The following is a 16,671-nucleotide window of genomic DNA, read 5'->3' as shown; positions in this document are numbered from 1 at the left end:
CTCGCGCTCTTCGGTTGGGTACTCACGTGCCGGCCGTGTGGGGCCTCCGTTCCACTCCACCATGTAGTGCAATCTACGGGTAGCTCCTGCCCAAGGCGTGTAGACGTCCCTCGGTGCGAGGCACGCTCGGCAAACCGGAATTCTCGAGCCCCTGGGACCGCTCAGGTCAAATCGGGCCCCGGGACGATGCGCGCCAGCGGCCACGTGGGGTCGACGTCGGCGGCGGACCACGACGTCGGGTCCGACATCCGCAGCGTGTGCAGGACGCCGTCGCGGTCGCGGACCAGCGCCGAGTCCCAGGTGAGGGCCACGACGGCGTCCGGGTGGCGCGCGACGAGCAGGCCCCGAGTGAACGCCCGCGTGTCGCGCGGCGGCCCGGCCATCGCCCGTTCGACCGCCCGCCCCAGCTCAGCCCGGGTGGACGCCCCCGGCACCGGGGGCGTCCGCAGGCGGCCGGAGCGCTCCAGGGCCGCGAACGGGCTGCGCGCCGGGTCGAGCTCGGCCCAGGCGAGGTCGAGCTGGGCGAGGCGGGGGGCGTCCCAATCGAGGCCGTCGCGGGCCCGCAGCCGCTCGAGCAGGCCGAGCTTGGCCACCCAGTCGACCCGGTCGGCCGCCGAGGCGGGGTCGCGCTCGAGGTCGTCCAGGACGCCGGCCCACGCCGCCAACACCGCGGACGCCTCCGGCACCCCGGCCGCGGGCGCGTGGGCCGCGCAGGCGTCCAGGTAGCGGCGCTGGATGCCGAGGGCGACCCGAGAGACGCCGACGTCCCGGCTGGTGGCGCGGAACAGGGCGACGGCGTCCGGGAGGCCGGACGCCCCGACCGGGGACGTCCCCGCGGGAACGTCGATCGCGGGCAGTGCGTCGTCGTCGAGGGCGGCCAGCACCAGCCCGAGCGTGCCGAGCCGCAGCCAGGTGGCGTAGGGGTTGCGGTTGGCGTCCCCGGGGATCACGTGCAGGCGCCGATACCTCGACGGCCTCGCGTGGGGCTCGTCGCGGGTGTTGATGAGGCCGCGGTTCCGTGTCGTGTCGAGCCCCGCCAGCCGCTCGAAGAAGTCGGCGCGCTGGCTGAGTTGAAACCCGGGGCGCTCCCCCGTCGGCCCGAGCCCGAGGCGTCCGGCACCGGTGAACAGCACCCGCGTCGCCAAGAACGCGGGCAGCCGGTCGACCACCCGCTCCCACGGCGTCGAGCGTCGCAGCAGCACGTTCTCGTGGTAGCCGTAGCTGGCCCCCTTGCCGTCGGTGTTGTTCTTGAACACCGCGATCCGCGTCCCCAGCTCCTCGGACGCCCTCGCCGCGGCCGCCGCGACGAGCCGGTCGCCCGCCAACTCGGCGACCAGCGCCCCGGACGCCGACGTCGTCTCGGGGGTCGCGTACTCGGGGTGCCCGTGGTCGACGTAGAGGCGGGCCCCGTTGCCGAGCACCCGGCTGTGGATGCCCTCGTACACCGGTGTCGCGGCCCCCGGCACGTGCTCGACGACCGCCTCGGACAACGCGACCGGGTCGGCGTCCGGACGCCCCGGCGCGGCGATGCCGTACTCCGTCTCGGCTCCGATCAGCACTCCCCTAGGCTAGGGCGTATGCCGCTGATTCTCTCCGTCCTGCTCGACCTGCTGTGCGTCGTCGTGTTCGCCCTGATCGGCCGCGCCAGCCACCAGGAAGCCCTGGACGCCGCCGGCGCGGCCCGCACCGCCGCCCCCTTCCTGGCGGGGGCGCTCATGGGGTGGATCCTGATCCTGATGCGGCGGTTCAGCGGGTCACTGTGGCTGCAAGGGCTCACGATCTGGGTGATGACGCTGGTGTGGGGCATGGTGATCCGGACGGTGCTGGGCGACGGCGTCCAACTGTCCTTCGTGCTGGTGGCCGGCGCCTTCTTGGCCGTCGTGATGTTCGGCTGGCGCGGGATCGCCGCGCTGGTGCTGAGGCGCCGCTCCATCCACTAGGGTGCATTCGATCAGCACCCGCAGGAGGCTCCATGTCCGCACCCATCGCCCTCGTCGCGTTCGATCTCGACGACACGCTCGCGCCGTCGAAGTCTCCCCTCCCGGAGGAGATGAGCGTCGCCCTGATGGAGCTGCTCGCCGTCCACCCCGTGTGCATCATCTCGGGGGGCAACTACCACCAGTTCGAGACGCAGGTGCTCACCCGGCTTCCGGAGAATGACGCGCTGACCAGGCTGCATCTCATGCCGACGAACGGCACGAAGTACTACCAGTACCGCGGCGGCGAGTGGCGGCTGCAGTACTCGCACGTGCTGTCACCCGAGCAGGTGGACGCCTGCAAGGTCGCCCTCGAAGAGGAGGCGCGGGCGCTCGGCCTGTGGGAGGAGAAGACCTGGGGGCCCCGCATCGAAGATCGCGAGTCGCAGGTGACGTTCTCCGCGCTCGGCCAGCAGGCGCCCGTGGACGCCAAGAAGGCGTGGGATCCCGACGGCAGCAAGCGCGAGTCCCTCCGCGCCCGCGTGCAGCCGCGGCTGCCCGACCTCGATGTCCACTCGGGCGGATCGACGTCGGTCGACATCACCGAACGCGGCATCGACAAGGCGTACGGCATCAACCAACTCTGCCTGTTCCTCGGCGTCGACCCCGCCACCATCATGTTCGTCGGCGACCGGCTGCAGCCGGGCGGCAACGACTACCCGGTGCTGAGCCTCGGCGTCCAGAGCCACCCGGTGAGCGACTGGCCCGAGACGCTCGCGTTCATTCGGACGCTGACGGCGTCCGCGTAGCGCCGGTCTCCGGCGCGGGCTCGCCCGCGTCGGGTGCGGTGGCCTCGCTCTGCCGCGTCAGGTCGACCAGCAGCGCCGCGACCAGCGCGGAGCTGGCCTGGGTGAGGCGTCCGATATCGACGGCTTCGAACCGCTCGCGGACGGTCGGCTCCGGCCCCTGCAGAACGCGGTCGCGCCCGACGGACGCCGCGGCCGTCGCCAGGTCGGCGCGGACCGCCGGGCTCAGGACGCCGCCTTTCGCCTTCGCGCGCTCGGCGATCTCGGCCGCGTAGGGCTCCGCGGAGGCCCGCACGTGGGCGTCGTCGGAGCGCAGCAGGTCGGCCGTGTGCTCGAGCAGGCGCAGGCCCCGGTCGAAGTCCCCACCGCCGACGTCGGCGACCGCCCGCCTGAGCAGCGGCAGGTCGTCGGAGTGCGCCCGGACCGCCAGGACGTCGTACTGCAGCCCGAGCATGCGCTCCTGCGTCCGGGTGGCGCGGCCCTCGCTCAGCGGGTCGACGAGCATCGCGGCGGACACCGAGCTGCTCGACATCGTGTCGAGGAACTCGCGACGCCCCTCGTCGGGGGTGTGCACGGTCTCGCGCAGCGGGACCTCCTTGATGAACAGCGTCGACAGGAACAGGACGCCGACCAGCGGCAGCCACCAGGTGAAGACCGTGTGGAGTTGGTCCGCCAGCCCCTGCCGGACGGCCGCCTCGACAGCCGGGTCGAGCCCCTGGAGGGTCGCCGGGTCGAGAACCGAGCCGGCGCTCATGTGGCCGAGGCGTCCGGGGTCGACGCCGGCGGGCAGATGGGACGCGATGGCGGCGCCGAGCCCCGACGTCATCACCGCCCCCCAGACGGCCACGCCGACGGTGGAGCCGACGTTGCGGAAGAACTGGGTGGCCGCCGTCCCGACGCCGAGGTCGCGGCGGGCGACCGCGTTCTGCACGAGCAGCGTGTACTGCTGCAGGATCGTCCCGAGGCCGACGCCGAAGACCGCCAGTGCGACGACGACGTCGAGCGGGTGCGAACGCCAGGTGAGCTGGGTGAGCAGCATGATGCCGACCCCGACCGCGACCACGCCGAGCAGCATCATCTCCTTGTAGCGGCCGGTCTTGGCGATGAGCCAGCCGGCCCCCATGCCCGTGAGGATCTGCCCGACCATGAGCGGCATGACGATGAGGCCCGACTCCGTCGCGCCGACCCCGAGCACGCCCTGCGCGAAGACCGGGAGGTAGATGATCGCGCCGAACATGAGCGTGGCCAGGATGAACGCCGACAGCAGGCACAGCGTGAACACCGGGTTGCGGAAGAGCCGCAGCGGGATCACCGGCTCCTCGGCGCGCGTCTCGACGAGCACGAAGACGACCGCGAAGACCGCGCCGACGACGAACAGGGCGATGATGAGCGGGTGGTTCCAGTCGTAGCTGGTGCCGCCGAAGGACGCCGCGATCAGGATGCAGACCAGCGCCACCGAGAGCGTCGCCATACCCGCGTAGTCGATGCGCGCGTGCCGCGGCTCGAAGGGCAGCTTCATGAACCGCGAGATCGCCAGCGTCGCGGCGATGCCGAACGGCAGCGCGACGAAGAACAGCCAGCGCCAGCCGAGGGCGTCCGTGATGACGCCGCCCGCGATCGGCCCGGCGATCGTGCAGACGCCGAACACCGCGCCCATGTAGCCCTGGTACTTGCCGCGCTGGCGCGGCGGGACGAGGTCACCGATGATCGTCTGCGACAAGGGCATCAGCGTGCCCATCCCGATGCCCTGGATCGTCCGGCCCGCGATGAGCATGCCGAAGCTGACCGACAGGCCGCTCACGATCGACCCCATCATGAAGACGACGAGGCCGCCGAGGTAGAACGAGCGGCGTCCGTACAGGTCAGAGAGCTTGCCGACGATCGGCGTCACGATCGCGGACGCCAACATCGCGGCCGTCGCGACCCAGCTGTAGTGGTCCATGCCGCCCAGCTCGGCGACGATCCGCGGCATCGCCGTGCCGACGATCGTCTGGCTGATCGCCGCGACGAACATGCCGATGATCAGGCCCGCGAACGTGCGACGCCCGTCGGCGTCGAGGCGGAAGGTGGCGGCTTCAGGCACCGGGGAACTCCTTGTGTTGCGAGAGCGAGTGGTTGAGGCGGCCGCAGGCGGGTGGGTTCGTCGAACAGGTCGTCCGGCCCACCATAGATGTTCTTACGGTTTCAACGACAGGTTGCGGTGGGTTGCCGTCCGCCGATTCTCGGCTCTGGCCCCGCCGACTGGCCCTCCCCGGCATGGCGCCCCGACGCCTCTCCCCCGGCCCCGGCCCTCGGCCCCGCCGCGAACGAATGCTCTCTGGTCATCGAGAGATCCAGCGGGAACGGCGTTATGGTCGATCGATCGCGCACCCCTTTGCATGCTGCCCTGCGCATTTCCCTACTCGTGACGCGACGCGGGCTCCCATCCCTACTGGTGGTGGTGTGCATCCTCGTCTCGCCGTCCCGTTCGCCTCCGGAGCCGTCCGCCGCTCCGCCCACCCCGAACTCGCCTCGCTGCTCAGCCGCGCGCGGGCGTCCGGGGAGATCGTGGCGCCCTTCCGCGGGGTGTACGTGGACGCCGCCCGCGAGCGCGAGTTCTCGGTGCGGGTCGCGGCGCTCGCGTTGGCGGACCCGCGCGCGGTGTTCTGCGGCACGACGGCGGCCTTCCTGATGGGCTGGCGTGATGAGCCTCCCGACGTCGAGGCCGGGGGCACGCACCTGCGGTCGCGGCCCGGCTACGCCCTCGATCGTCGCGCCACACCGCGTTCGCTGACCCGCCAGTGCCAGGGCGTTCGTTGTTCGAGCAAGGCGCTGACGGTGCTCGAGCTCGTGGCGTCCGAGGGGGCTGCGGCCATCGATGACGGCCTGCGGCGCCGCGTGTCGCTGGCCTCGCTGGAGGACGCCTACGCACTCACGCGCAACAGGCCGGGGCACCAGCGGGTCGGACGGTTGCTGTCCGACTCCCGATCCGAGCCGTGGTCGGCGGCCGAGCGCGCCGCGCACCAGGCCCTCCGTCAGGGTGGAGTGCGGGGGTGGCGAGCGAACTACTGCGTGAGTCTGGGGCGGGAGGAGGACGCCTTTCTCGACATCGCGTTCATCGCCCGCCGCCTCGGCCTCGAGATCGACGGCTGGCGTCATCACGGCGAGCGGTCGGCGTTCCTGCGGGACCGTCGGCGCGACGTCTTGTTGGCCGCCGCCGGGTGGAGCGTGGTCAGGTTCGCCGCAGAGGCCGTCTTGAACCGCCCGGAGGAGTTCGTGGCGGCGGTCCGTCAGGTGCTGGCAGCTCGGGATGCGAAGCTGTGCGCGATGGATCGGCCATGACGCCGTTCTCACTGGCCGGGCCGGATCCCGTGCGCATTCGTTTGCGGGCGGGGCGGCACGGAGGGGTCGAGGCGGGCAGCGCGGGCCGGGCACCGAGGTCGCGGGGCGGCAGGGGACGCGGGGCGGGGCAGCGCGGCAGGGCGGGGCAGCCCCGTCTCAAGCCTCCAGGGCGCGGGCGTGGTGCAGGGTGCGGAGGAACGCGATGCGCTCGCCGCGGCGTCCAGAGACGCGGGCCCAGTCGTCGGGGTTCGTGGTGTTCGGCAGTTCCTCGTTCTCGGAGACCTCGGCACGGCAGGCGTCCAGCAGATGGTGGAGGCGGATGCCCTGTTCGCCCCCGGCGAGCACCTCCTTGATCGCGGCCTTCTTGGCCCTTCCGGCGATGTTCGCGAGCATCGCGCCCGACACGAAGTCGGCGACGTAGAGCACCTCCTTCGCCCCCGAGGCGTAGGTGACCTCGACGAACCGGTTCCCCTCGTCGCGGCGGTACAGCGCCTCGACGCCGGCGTCGAGCAGGTCGTCCAGCCCCGTCGCCGGGTTCAGCGGGACGTCGTCGGTCAGGTGCTTGGCAAGGATCTCGCGGGCGCCGGCGGCGTCCGGGCGGTCGAGCTTGATCTTCACGTCGAGTCGGCCGGGCCGGAGGATGGCCGGGTCGATGAGGTCCTCGCGGTTCGTCGCCCCGATCACGATCACGTGATGCAGCCCCTCGACGCCGTCGAGCTCGCTGAGCAGCTGCGGCACGATGGTCGACTCGACGTCGGAGCTCACGCCCGAGCCGCGGGTGCGGAAGAGGGAGTCCATCTCGTCGAAGAACACGACGACCGGACGCCCCTCGTCGGCCAGCTCGCGCGCCCGCCCGAAGATCACGCGGATCTGGCGCTCCGTCTCCCCGACGTACTTGTTCAGCAGCTCGGGGCCCTTGATGTTGAGGAAGTGCGACCCCGCCGCGCTGGCCACCGCCTTCGCGATCATCGTCTTGCCGCAGCCGGGCGGCCCGTACAGCAGGACGCCCTTGGGCGCGGCCAGCCGGAACGTCTCGAACAGGTCCCGATGCAGGAACGGCAGCTCCACCGCGTCGCGGATCTCGTCGATCTGGCGGCCCAGGCCCCCGATGTCGGCGTAGGTGACGTCGGGCACCTCGTCGAGCGTCAATTCCTCGACGTCGCTGCGCGGCACCCGCGCCCACGCGACGAACGCGCGGCGGTCGGCCAGCAGCGACTCGCCGGGGTCGAGCGGAGCGCCGACCAGCGGCGCGGCCAGCCGCAGCACGATCTCCTCCTCGGACGCCGTCGCCGCGAGCACCCGGTCGTCGCCCAGCGGTTCGCGCACGCGCACGATCTCGCCGGCTGCCGCCGCCTCCGCCAGCCCGACGACGGTCATCGCCTCGTTGAGCAGCACGGACGCCCCCACCTGCAGGCTCTCCACCGCGACGAGTTCGGGGCTCACCTTCACCCGCAGCGCGCGCCCCCCGACGGCTACGTCGGCGAGGCCGGCCTCGGGCAGCCCCGTGACCAGGCCGAACTGGCTCGGCGGGGCGGCCAGGGCGTCCAACTGCTCGCGGAGCGCGAGCAGGGACTCGCGCGCGTCCCGCAGCGTCTGGTTGAGCTTGTCGTTGACCTGGGCGAGCGCGCGGGCGTCGGAGCGCGCCTCGGCGAGGCGCCGCTCGAGCATCTCGACGCGGCGGCCGTCGTCGCGGCGCGCCTCGCTCACGAAAACGCCTCCGGTGCCGCCAGATCCCGCGGACGCGGGCCGGTGTAGTCAGGGCCGTAGGCGCCGGGCGCCGGACGCCTCCGCCGCCGGGGCGCCTGGACGCCGGGCGCGAGCCGGCGGGAGAACATCAGGAACCCGGTGTGCCCCGACGTCGCGTGCCCGGGCCGGATCGCGAGCCCCTCGGCGTGCCAGTCGCGCGACGTGAACTCGCGGGCGACCGGCTCGGTGAAGCCGCCGTGGGCGCGGAGCGTGTCCATGGTGCGTCCGAGCTGGGTGGTCGTCGCGACGTAGCAGCACAGGAAGCCGCCCGCGACGAGCACCTCCCCGACCGAATCCACGCACTCCCAGGGGGCCAGCATGTCGAGGACGGCCCGGTCGATCTGCTCGGGCCCGCGCGCCTCGACCAGATCGCCGACGCGCAGGTGCCAGGCGGGGTGCGGCTCGCCGAAGAAGCGGTCGACGTTGCTGCGAGCCACGTCGGCGAACTCGGCGCGCCGCTCGTAGCTGTAGACCGCGCCCGACGCCCCGACGGCGCGCAGCAGGGCGATGCTGAGCGCGCCCGAGCCGACGCCGGCCTCCAGCACCCGGGCGCCGGGAAAGACGTCGGCCCACATGAGGATCTCGGCGGCGTCCTTCGGGTAGATGACGGCCGCGCCGCGCGGCATGCCGACGGTGAACTCGTGCATGACGGGGCGAAACACCAGGTACTCCATGCCGCCGACCGACTTCACGACGTTGCCCTCGGGGCCGCCGATCAGCTCGTCGTGGCTGATGCCGCCCTTCGTGGTGTGGAACGTGCCGCCCTCGCGCAGCACGACCGAGTGCCGCCGCCCCTTCCCGTCGGTCAGCGTGACCCGCTCCCCGGGGCGCAGCGGACCGGTGACGACGCCCGTCGGGCCCGGGCCGGCGGCGGGTGGCTGGTTCTCGGTCATCCGGCCATCCTAGGGGCTCAGGCGCGCCGGAAACTCCACAGCCCGAGCTGCCACGCCGGCCCGAAGGGGTCGCCCGCGACGCTCGTCGTCTGGGACAGGTAGAGCGTCTGGGGGCCGAGCGACATGGGCAGCACGGTCAGGTCGGCCGCGGCCTGCTGCTGGATCTCCCCCAGCAGCGCCTCGCGCGCGTTCGCGTCCGAGGTCTCCCGCGCGCTCTGGTCGAGGTGCGCCAGCTTGGCCTTCGAGCCGGGCAGCGGGGCGTCCAGGTACGGCTGCAGCCAGCCGAAGGGGATGTTCACCCAGGCCGGCTTGTCGGTGAGGACCAGGTCGGTGCCCCCGCTGTCGGGCTTCAGCAGCACGCTCAGCCCGCCGCGCTCCTCGAGCCGGTCGCGCAGCAGCCGCGCCAGATCCCCTTCGTCGGGCACGTGCGAGTCGTAGGTGAGCGTGAGCTTCACGCGCTCGCCGCTCGGCTGCTTGATCGTCGGACGCCCGCCGGCGGGGAAGGACGCCACCGACTCCGTCGAGGCCGGCGGGACGAGGGACGTCAGCGTCCGGTCGGCCTGCAGCGCCTGCGACACCACGACGCGCAGGTCGGCGCGCGCCCTGTTGGACGACGACGGGTTCCAGATCAGCCGCTGCATGCGCGTGTTGTGCAGTTCGGTCTTCGCGTAGCCGCCCTTCGTGCGGCGATCCTGGGACGCCGCCGCCTCGGCGTCCATCCGTGCGACCGCGGCCGTATCCAGGCCGCGCCACACCGCGTCCACCGTCTTGCCGGTCATCGCCTGCTCGACGGCCGGGCTGTCGGCCGCGTACGCGAGCCTGATGCGGTCGATGACGCCGGTCGTCGCGCCCTGGTACCCCTGGATGCGCGTGAACGTCAGGCCGCCCGCGTCCGACTTGGCCAGCGCGTACGGCCCCGACCCGACCGGCATCTTGTCGTTGCCGCGGACCGCGTCGGGATCGTACGTCTGCTCGTCGACGATGGACGCCGCCGGCGTCGCCAGCGCGAACCCGAATTGGCTGTCGGCCCACTTGAGGTGGAACCGGACGGTCAGGTCGTCCACCTTCTCGACGCGCTGCAGCGAGTTCAGCAGCGTCACCGAGGTTCCGTCGATGCCGAGCCGGTAGGCGCGGTCGATGCTGAACTTCACGTCGGACGCCGTCAGCTTGTTGCCGTTGGAGAACACCAACCCCTCGGTCAGCTTGCACTCGTACACCGTCGGCGACGTGTACAGGCAGTCGGTCGCGGCGTCCGGCTTGAGGTCAGGCCCGCCGGCTTGGACGACCATGAGCCGCTGGAACACGTCGAGCGCCACGGTCGCGTCGGCGCTCGACACGGCCGCGGCCGGGTCGAACGTGCCGGGCTTCTCGGTCGTCAGCACCGTGAAGTCGCGCGGCGTGGGCGACGCCGACGGGCTCGTCGGCGTCGGCTCGCCCGGGCCGGAGGGCGTGCACCCGGACGCCAGCGCCAGCGTGGCCACCGCGGCGGCTGCGGCGGCGCGGAGTCGGCGGATCCGTCGGGTCGGCTCAGCGTGCATTGAAGTACTTGGCTTCCGGGTGATGGACGACGAGGGCGTCGGTGGATTGTTCGGGATGGAGCTGCAGTTCCTCCGACAGGGTGACACCGATTCGCTCGGGGCGCACCAGATCGACCAACTTCGCGCGATCCTCCAGGTCGGGGCAGGCCGGGTAGCCGAAGCTGTACCGCGACCCGCGATAGGCCTGGTCGCGGATCATCTCGTCGACGCTGCCACCCCCGACGAGCCCCAGTTCCTCCCGGACGCGGGCGTGCCACGCCTCGGCGAGCGCCTCGGTGAGCTGCACCGACAGCCCGTGCAGTTCCAGGTAGTCGCGGTAGGAGTTGTCGGCGAACAGCCGCGCGGTCTCCTCCGCCACCCGCGACCCCATCGTGACGAGCTGGAACGCGATGACGTCCGGACCCTTCCGGGCGGCCTCCCCGGCGTCGCGGAAGAAGTCGGCCAGGCACAGCCGCCGGTCGCGCCGCTGCCGCGGGAACGTGAACCGGTGCAGCGGCGTCCAGGAGTCTGGCCCCCCGGAGGCCACCGAGCCCGGGTCGCAGACCACCAGCGCGTTGCCCTCGGAGAAGCACGGCCAGTAGCCGTAGCTCACCGCGAACTCGGCCAGCCCGTCGGTCGCGATGCGGTCGAGCCACATGCGCAGCCGCGGCAGCCCCTCCGACTCGACGAGCGCCTCGTACGGCGTCTCCTTCGTGCCGCGAAGCCCCCACTGGCCCATGAACGTGGCCCGGTGGTCGAGCCAGGCGGCCACGTCGGCGAGCTTCACGCCCTTGACGACGCGGCTGCCCCAGAACGGCGGGGCGGGCACGTCGACGTCGCGCGCGACGTCGGAGCGCCGCTCGTCGACCGGCTGCTCCTCCCCGGACGCCGCCCGAGCGGCCACCCGGCGCTTCCGCGGCTCCGGCAGGGACGCCCCCGGCTCGCCGCGCTTGACGGCCATGACGGCGTCCATGAGCGACAGGCCCTCGAAGGCGTCGCGCGCGTAGCGGACCTCGCCCTCGAACAGCTCGTTGAGGTCCTGCTCGACGTAGGCCCTGGTCAGCGCGGCGCCGCCGAGCAGCACCGGCGTCGCCGTGAGCCCGCGGCTGTTCATCTCGAGCAGGTTGTCCTTCATGACGACGGTCGACTTCACGAGCAGGCCCGACATGCCGATGGCGTCGGCGTGCCGCTCGACCGCCGCGTCCAGGATCGAGGCGACCGGCTGCTTGATGCCCAGGTTCACCACGGTGTAGCCGTTGTTGGTCAGGATGATGTCGACGAGGTTCTTGCCGATGTCGTGCACGTCGCCCTTCACGGTGGCCAGCACGATCGTGCCCTTGCCGCCGCCGTCGTCGGTCGTCTCGATGTGGGGCTCCAGGTGGGCCACCGCCCGCTTCATCACCTCCGCCGACGCCAGCACGAACGGCAACTGCATCTGGCCCGAGCCGAACAGCTCGCCCACGGTCTTCATGCCCGCGAGGAGGTCGTCGTTGATGATCGCGAGCGCCGGCTTCGCCGCGAGGGCCTCGTCGAGGTCGTCGGCCAGGCCGCGGTCCTCGGCGTCCACGATGCGGCGCTGCAGACGCTCGCCCAGCGGCAGGGCGGCCAGCTCGGCCAGCCGCTCCTCCTTCGCCGCGACGGTCGTGACGCCCTCGAACAGCTCCAGGAACCGCGCCAGCGGGTCGTAGCCCTCGCGCCGGCGGTCGTAGACCATGTCGAGCGCCACCTGCCGCTGCTCGTCGTCGATGCGCGCCATGGGCACGATCTTGCTGGGATGGACGATCGCCGAGCTCAGGCCGGCCTCGACGCACTCGTTCAGGAACACCGAGTTCAGCACCTGCCGGGCCGCCGGGTTCAGGCCGAAGCTCACGTTGCTCACGCCGAGCGTCGTCTGGACGTCGGGGTGCCGCGTCGTGATCTCCCGGATCGCCTCGATGGTCTCGACCGCGTCGCGCCGCGTCTCCTCTTGCCCCGTGCCGATCGGGAACGTCAGGCAGTCCACGATGATGTCGGACTCGCGCAGCCCCCAGCGCCCCGTCAGGTCGGCGATGAGCCGCTCGGCGACGCGCACCTTCCACTCGGCGGTGCGGGCCTGGCCCTCCTCGTCGATCGTCAGGGCGACCACCGCGCACCCGTGCTCCGCGACCAGCGGCATGACCTTCGCGTAGCGCGAGTCGGGGCCGTCGCCGTCCTCGTAGTTCACCGAGTTGATCGTGCAGCGGCCGGGCAGCTTCTCGAGCCCCGCCTCCAGCACCGCGGGTTCGGTCGAGTCGAGTACGACGGGCAGCGGGACGGCCGTGTTGAGCCGGAACGCCAGCTCGCGCATGTCGGCCACGCCGTCGCGTCCGACGTAGTCGGCGCACAGATCGAGCAGGTGCGCGCCCTCGCGCGACTGCCCCTTCGCGATGCCGACGCACGCCTCCCACTCCCCCGCGAGCATCGCCTCGCGGAACGCCTTGGAGCCGTTCGCGTTCGTCCGCTCGCCGATCGACAGGTACGACGTGTCCTGCCGCAGCGGGACGTCGGCGTACAGGCTGGACACGCTCGGCACCGGCGTCGGCGTCCGCGGCGCCAGCGGACGCCCGCCCAGCCGCTCGGCGACCTGCCGGATGTGCTCGGGCGTCGTGCCGCAGCAGCCGCCCACGAGCGTGAGGCCGAACTCGGTCGCGTAGGCGTCCAGCGCGTCCGCCAGCTCGGACGGCTGCAGCGGGTAGCGCGCCCCGTCGGCCGTCAGTTCGGGCAGGCCCGCGTTCGGCATGCAGCTCAGGCCGATGCGCGCCTGGCGCGCGAGGTGGCGCAGGTGCTCGCTCATCTCCGCGGGCCCGGTCGCGCAGTTGAGCCCGATGAGGTCGATGCCGAGCGGCTCGAGCGCCGTGAGCGCGGCGCCGATCTCGGAGCCCATCAGCATCGTGCCCGTCGTCTCGACGGTCACGCTGACGACCATGGGCAGGTTCGTCCCCTCGGACGCCTGCGCGCGCTTCACCCCGATGACGGCCGCCTTGGCCTGCAGGAGGTCCTGGCAGGTCTCGATGATGAACCCGTCGACGCCGCCGGCGATGAGCGCCCCCGCCTGGACGGCGTAGGCGTCCCGCAGCGCCGAGAACTCGACGTGCCCGAGGCTCGGCAGCTTCGTCCCCGGCCCGATCGAGCCCAGCACGTAGCGCGGACGCTCGTCGGTGGACGCCTCGTCGGCCGCCTCGCGCGCCAGGCGCGCGCCGGCCTCCGCCAGCTCGGCGATGCGGTCGGCGATGCCGTACTCGCCGAGCGCGGCGAGGTTCGCGCCGAACGTGTTCGCCGTCACCAGGTCGGAGCCGGCCTCGAAGTACGCGGCGTGGATGGCCTTGACGACGTCGGGACGCGTCACGTTCAGGATCTCGTTGCAGCCCTCCAGGTCGTCGAAATCGGCCAGCGAGAGATCGAACGTCTGCAGCATCGTGCCCATGCCCCCGTCGGCGACGACGACGTGACGGGACAAGGCGGAACGCAGATCTGGACGCACCGGGTAAGGATACGTCCCTGGGTAAGGTGGTCGACATGTCATCCACGTCCCAGCTCCGCGGCCTGACTCATCCGGCGGTGGTCGCCGCCTTCACGGGGTGGAATGACGCCGGTGAGGCGGCGTCCGGGGTCGTGGATCACCTCGTCGAACTGACGTCGGCGGAGTTTGTCTTCTCGATCGACCCCGACGACTTCTACGACTTCACCGAGAACCGGCCGATGGTGTCCAACACCGAGACCGGCGAGCGGCTGCTGCGGTGGCCGACGGTCGAGGTGTTCCTCGGCAAGCTCGGCGAGCGGCACCTCGTGCTCGTCGTCGGGCCCGAGCCCAACTACCACTGGCGCGAGTTCTGCGGACGCCTCGTCTCCGCCATCCGCAGCGTCGAGCCCGAGCACGTGATCCTCCTGGGCGCGATGCTGGCCGACTCGCCGCACCGGCGTCCGATCCCCGTATCGCAGGACTCCGCGGAGTACGAGGGCCCGACCGGCATCCTGGGCGTCCTGGCGCAGGCGTGCCGCGACGCGCGGCTGCCCGTGGCGTCCCTGTGGGCGGCGGTGCCGCACTACGTCTCCGACCCGCCGAACCCGAAGGCGACGCTCGCGCTGCTCGGCAAGGTGGAAGACATCCTGGACGAGGCGCTCGACGTGCGCGACCTGCCCGAGGAGTCGTCCGCGTGGGAGGGTCGCGTCAACGACCTGGCCGCGGGTGACCCCGACGTCGAGCAGTACATCACCTCGCTCGAGGAGAACTACGACGAGGACGCCGAGCCCGGCGACATGATCGCCGAGGAGTTCGAGCGCTACCTGCGGCGCCGGGAGCGGTAGGCGTCCGGACGCCCGCGGGCGTCAGGCGTTCTCGCGCCGGGAGAGCACCCGGAACCCCTCGGCGGCGATGTCGGCCTCGAGCTGGCCCGTGTTCGTCGTGTTGACGCCCAGCACGACCGTGCTGTGGTTTCCCTCGCCGCGGTACACGGCCACGTGCAGGATGTTCGCGCCGTGCTTGCCGGTGATCGCGCTCAGCCGCGACAGGGTGCCCGGGGTATCCGGCGCCTCGATCATGAACCGGGCTCCGTGGTCGCGGAAGCCCAGGATCTCGATGAAGGCGTCCAGGATCGCGCTCTCGGTGATGACGCCGACGAGGCGTCCGCCGTCGACGACGGGCAGCATCTCGATCTTGTGGTCGCGCAGCAGCACCGCGGCCTCCTCGAGGAGGGCGTCGGGCGTCACCGTGACCGGGTCTTTGCTCATGACGCGGGCGACGGTCAGCTTGCTCAGCAGGTACCGGGACTCCCCCGCGCTCAGCGTCGTCGCCTTCGACGGCGCGGCGGCCGCGAGGTCGCCCCGGGAGATCACGCCGACCACCCGGCCGCCGTCGACGACCGGCAGGTGCCGCACCCGCTTGGACTCCATGATCTCCTGCGCCTCGGTGACGCGGGTGTCGGGGTCGACCGTGAACGGGTTCGCGGTCATGCGCAGCTTGACGAACATAACTCAGCCTCCCAGGTACGCCTTCTTGATGTCGTCCGTTTGCGACAACTCGCTGGTCAGGCCGCTCATCACGATCGTTCCGGTCTCCATGACGTACGCGCGGTGCGCGACCTGGAGCGCCATGTTCGCGTTCTGCTCGACCAGCAGGATCGTGGTGCCCTGGGCGTTGATATCGCGGACGATGTCGAAGATCTCCTGCACGAGCAGCGGGGCCAGCCCCATGGAGGGTTCGTCCAGCAGGAGGATGCGGGGGCGTCCCATGAGCGCCCGGCCCATCGCGAGCATCTGCTGCTCACCGCCGGAGAGCGTGCCCCCGCTTTGGCGGCGGCGCTCCCCCAGCACCGGGAACCGCTCGAACACCCCCTTGAGGTCGGCCGCGATGCCCGCCTTGTCGCGGCGCAGGTAGGCACCCAGCTCGAGGTTCTCCAGCACCGACATCTGCGGGAACACGCGGCGTCCCTCGGGCACCTGGACGAGGCCGAGCTTCACCCGGTCCTGCGCCGACCGACGCGTGATGTCCTTGCCGTCGATGGCGATCTTGCCCGACGTGGGCTTCTTCAGCCCGGACGCCGTCCGCAGCGTCGTCGTCTTGCCGGCGCCGTTCGCGCCGACGAGGGTGACGATCTCGCCGTCCTCCACGGCCAGCGAGACGCCCTTCAGCGCGTGGATGCCGCCGAAGTGGACGTTCAGGTCGGAGATCTCAAACATCGGCCGCCTCCCCCAGGTAGGCCTCGATGACCTTCGGGTGGGCGCGGATCTCCGCCGGCGTCCCCGAGGCGATGACGACGCCGTGGTCGAGCACGTAGATGCGCTCGCAGATGCGCATCACGAGGCTCATGTCGTGCTCGATGAGCAGCACCGTGAGGCCGAAGTCCGCCCGCAGCCGGGTGATGAGGTCGGTGAGCGCGTAGGTCTCGGCGGGGTTCATGCCCGCGGCCGGCTCGTCGAGCAACAGCAGGGTCGGGTGCGTCGCCAGCGCGCGGGCGATCTCGAGGTGGCGCTGGTCGCCGTAGGAGAGGTTGCGCGCCTGCTCGCCCACCTTGTCCGACAGGCCCATCAGCTCGAGCAGCCGCAGGCTCTCGTCGCGGATCCGCCGTTCGGCCGCGTGGTACTTCGGCGTGTGCAACACGGCGCTGAGCAGGCCGTACGGCTCGTTGCCCTGCATCGCCAGCATGACGTTGTGCAGCACGGTGAGGTCTTTGAACAGCCGGATGTTCTGGAACGTCCGGGCCACCCCGGCCGCGCAGATGCGGTGGGGCTTCACGCCCCCGATGTCGCGGCTGACGCCGTCGCGGGTGAACCTGATCGCGCCGTGGCTCGGCGGGTACACGCCGGTGAGCAGGTTGAACACGGTCGTCTTGCCGGCGCCGTTGGGCCCGATGAGGCCGACCAGCTCGCCGGCGTCCAGGTTGAGGGAGACGTTCGAGACGGCCGCCAGGCCGCCGAAGTTGCGCGTGACGTGCTCGACGGAGAGGATCTCGGCCAC

Annotated in this window: 12 protein-coding genes and 1 pseudogene; 4 read left to right on the top strand and 9 right to left on the bottom strand. The window is 71.8% G+C overall.

What is annotated here, in order from left to right:
* Positions 1–161: 161 nt before the first annotated feature.
* On the bottom strand, positions 162–1,559 hold the full coding sequence (locus WMJ97_RS02935) for a proteasome accessory factor PafA2 family protein (RefSeq protein ID WP_347347462.1): 1,398 nt from the start codon (positions 1,557–1,559) through the stop codon (positions 162–164).
* 18 nt (positions 1,560–1,577) lie between these two features.
* Between WMJ97_RS02935 and WMJ97_RS02930 the strand changes: the two genes are divergently transcribed.
* Positions 1,578–1,940 carry a DUF3054 domain-containing protein gene (locus WMJ97_RS02930; RefSeq protein WP_347347461.1) on the top strand — a complete coding sequence of 121 codons (363 nt, stop codon included), beginning with the start codon at positions 1,578–1,580 and terminating at the stop codon, positions 1,938–1,940.
* A 32-nt stretch (positions 1,941–1,972) separates the two neighbouring features.
* Positions 1,973–2,725, top strand: a complete 753-nt coding sequence (locus WMJ97_RS02925) for an HAD-IIB family hydrolase (protein WP_347347460.1) — start codon at positions 1,973–1,975, stop codon at positions 2,723–2,725.
* On the opposite strand, the gene WMJ97_RS02920 is transcribed toward WMJ97_RS02925, so the two are convergent.
* Positions 2,697–4,805, bottom strand: coding sequence for an MDR family MFS transporter (locus tag WMJ97_RS02920; RefSeq protein ID WP_347347459.1), 2,109 nt, complete (start codon positions 4,803–4,805; stop codon positions 2,697–2,699). The two genes, WMJ97_RS02925 and WMJ97_RS02920, sit on opposite strands and share 29 nt — an antisense overlap.
* A 359-nt stretch (positions 4,806–5,164) precedes the next feature.
* Between WMJ97_RS02920 and WMJ97_RS02915 the strand changes: the two genes are divergently transcribed.
* Positions 5,165–6,043 (top strand): DUF559 domain-containing protein, encoded by an 879-nt coding sequence (locus tag WMJ97_RS02915; RefSeq protein WP_347347458.1) that lies wholly within the window; start codon positions 5,165–5,167, stop codon positions 6,041–6,043.
* 156 nt (positions 6,044–6,199) lie between these two features.
* Here the strand turns inward: WMJ97_RS02915 and arc are convergent, their stop codons facing one another.
* The 4 genes and pseudogenes from arc to metH form a co-directional block, all read right to left on the bottom strand.
* Positions 6,200–7,750 carry a proteasome ATPase gene (gene arc, locus WMJ97_RS02910; protein ID WP_347347457.1) on the bottom strand — a complete coding sequence of 517 codons (1,551 nt, stop codon included), beginning with the start codon at positions 7,748–7,750 and terminating at the stop codon, positions 6,200–6,202.
* Positions 7,747–8,628 (bottom strand): annotated as a pseudogene (locus tag WMJ97_RS02905) (tRNA (adenine-N1)-methyltransferase); the annotation flags it as partial. The gene arc and the pseudogene WMJ97_RS02905, both read right to left, overlap by 4 nt.
* Before the next feature lie 71 nt (positions 8,629–8,699).
* Positions 8,700–10,220 (bottom strand): ABC transporter substrate-binding protein, encoded by a 1,521-nt coding sequence (locus WMJ97_RS02900; protein WP_347347456.1) that lies wholly within the window; start codon positions 10,218–10,220, stop codon positions 8,700–8,702.
* Entirely contained in the window at positions 10,210–13,740 is a 3,531-nt protein-coding gene (gene metH / locus WMJ97_RS02895) for a methionine synthase (RefSeq protein WP_347347455.1), read from the bottom strand. The genes WMJ97_RS02900 and metH overlap by 11 nt, the downstream gene beginning before the upstream one ends.
* Here metH and WMJ97_RS02890 point away from each other — a divergent pair.
* Positions 13,734–14,522 carry a PAC2 family protein gene (locus tag WMJ97_RS02890; protein WP_347347454.1) on the top strand — a complete coding sequence of 263 codons (789 nt, stop codon included), beginning with the start codon at positions 13,734–13,736 and terminating at the stop codon, positions 14,520–14,522. The two genes, metH and WMJ97_RS02890, sit on opposite strands and share 7 nt — an antisense overlap.
* 21 nt (positions 14,523–14,543) lie before the next feature.
* On the opposite strand, the gene WMJ97_RS02885 is transcribed toward WMJ97_RS02890, so the two are convergent.
* From WMJ97_RS02885 to WMJ97_RS02875, 3 genes are read right to left on the bottom strand one after another with little or no spacing between them, the layout of a single operon-like run.
* Positions 14,544–15,185: a CBS and ACT domain-containing protein gene (locus tag WMJ97_RS02885; RefSeq protein WP_347347453.1), complete on the bottom strand. Its 642-nt coding sequence runs from the start codon at positions 15,183–15,185 to the stop codon at positions 14,544–14,546.
* 3 nt (positions 15,186–15,188) lie between these two features.
* Positions 15,189–15,893, bottom strand: coding sequence for an ABC transporter ATP-binding protein (locus tag WMJ97_RS02880; protein WP_347347452.1), 705 nt, complete (start codon positions 15,891–15,893; stop codon positions 15,189–15,191).
* Positions 15,886–16,671 (bottom strand): ABC transporter ATP-binding protein, encoded by a 786-nt coding sequence (locus WMJ97_RS02875; protein ID WP_347347451.1) that lies wholly within the window; start codon positions 16,669–16,671, stop codon positions 15,886–15,888. Before WMJ97_RS02875 ends, WMJ97_RS02880 begins: the two co-directional genes overlap by 8 nt.

The organism is Nigerium sp., from assembly GCF_039811905.1.
In the GTDB taxonomy this organism is placed as follows: domain Bacteria; phylum Actinomycetota; class Actinomycetes; order Propionibacteriales; family Propionibacteriaceae; genus Propioniciclava.
The sequence above is the reverse complement of the archived record's forward strand: the minus strand, read 5'-3'. Positions and strand labels throughout refer to the sequence as shown.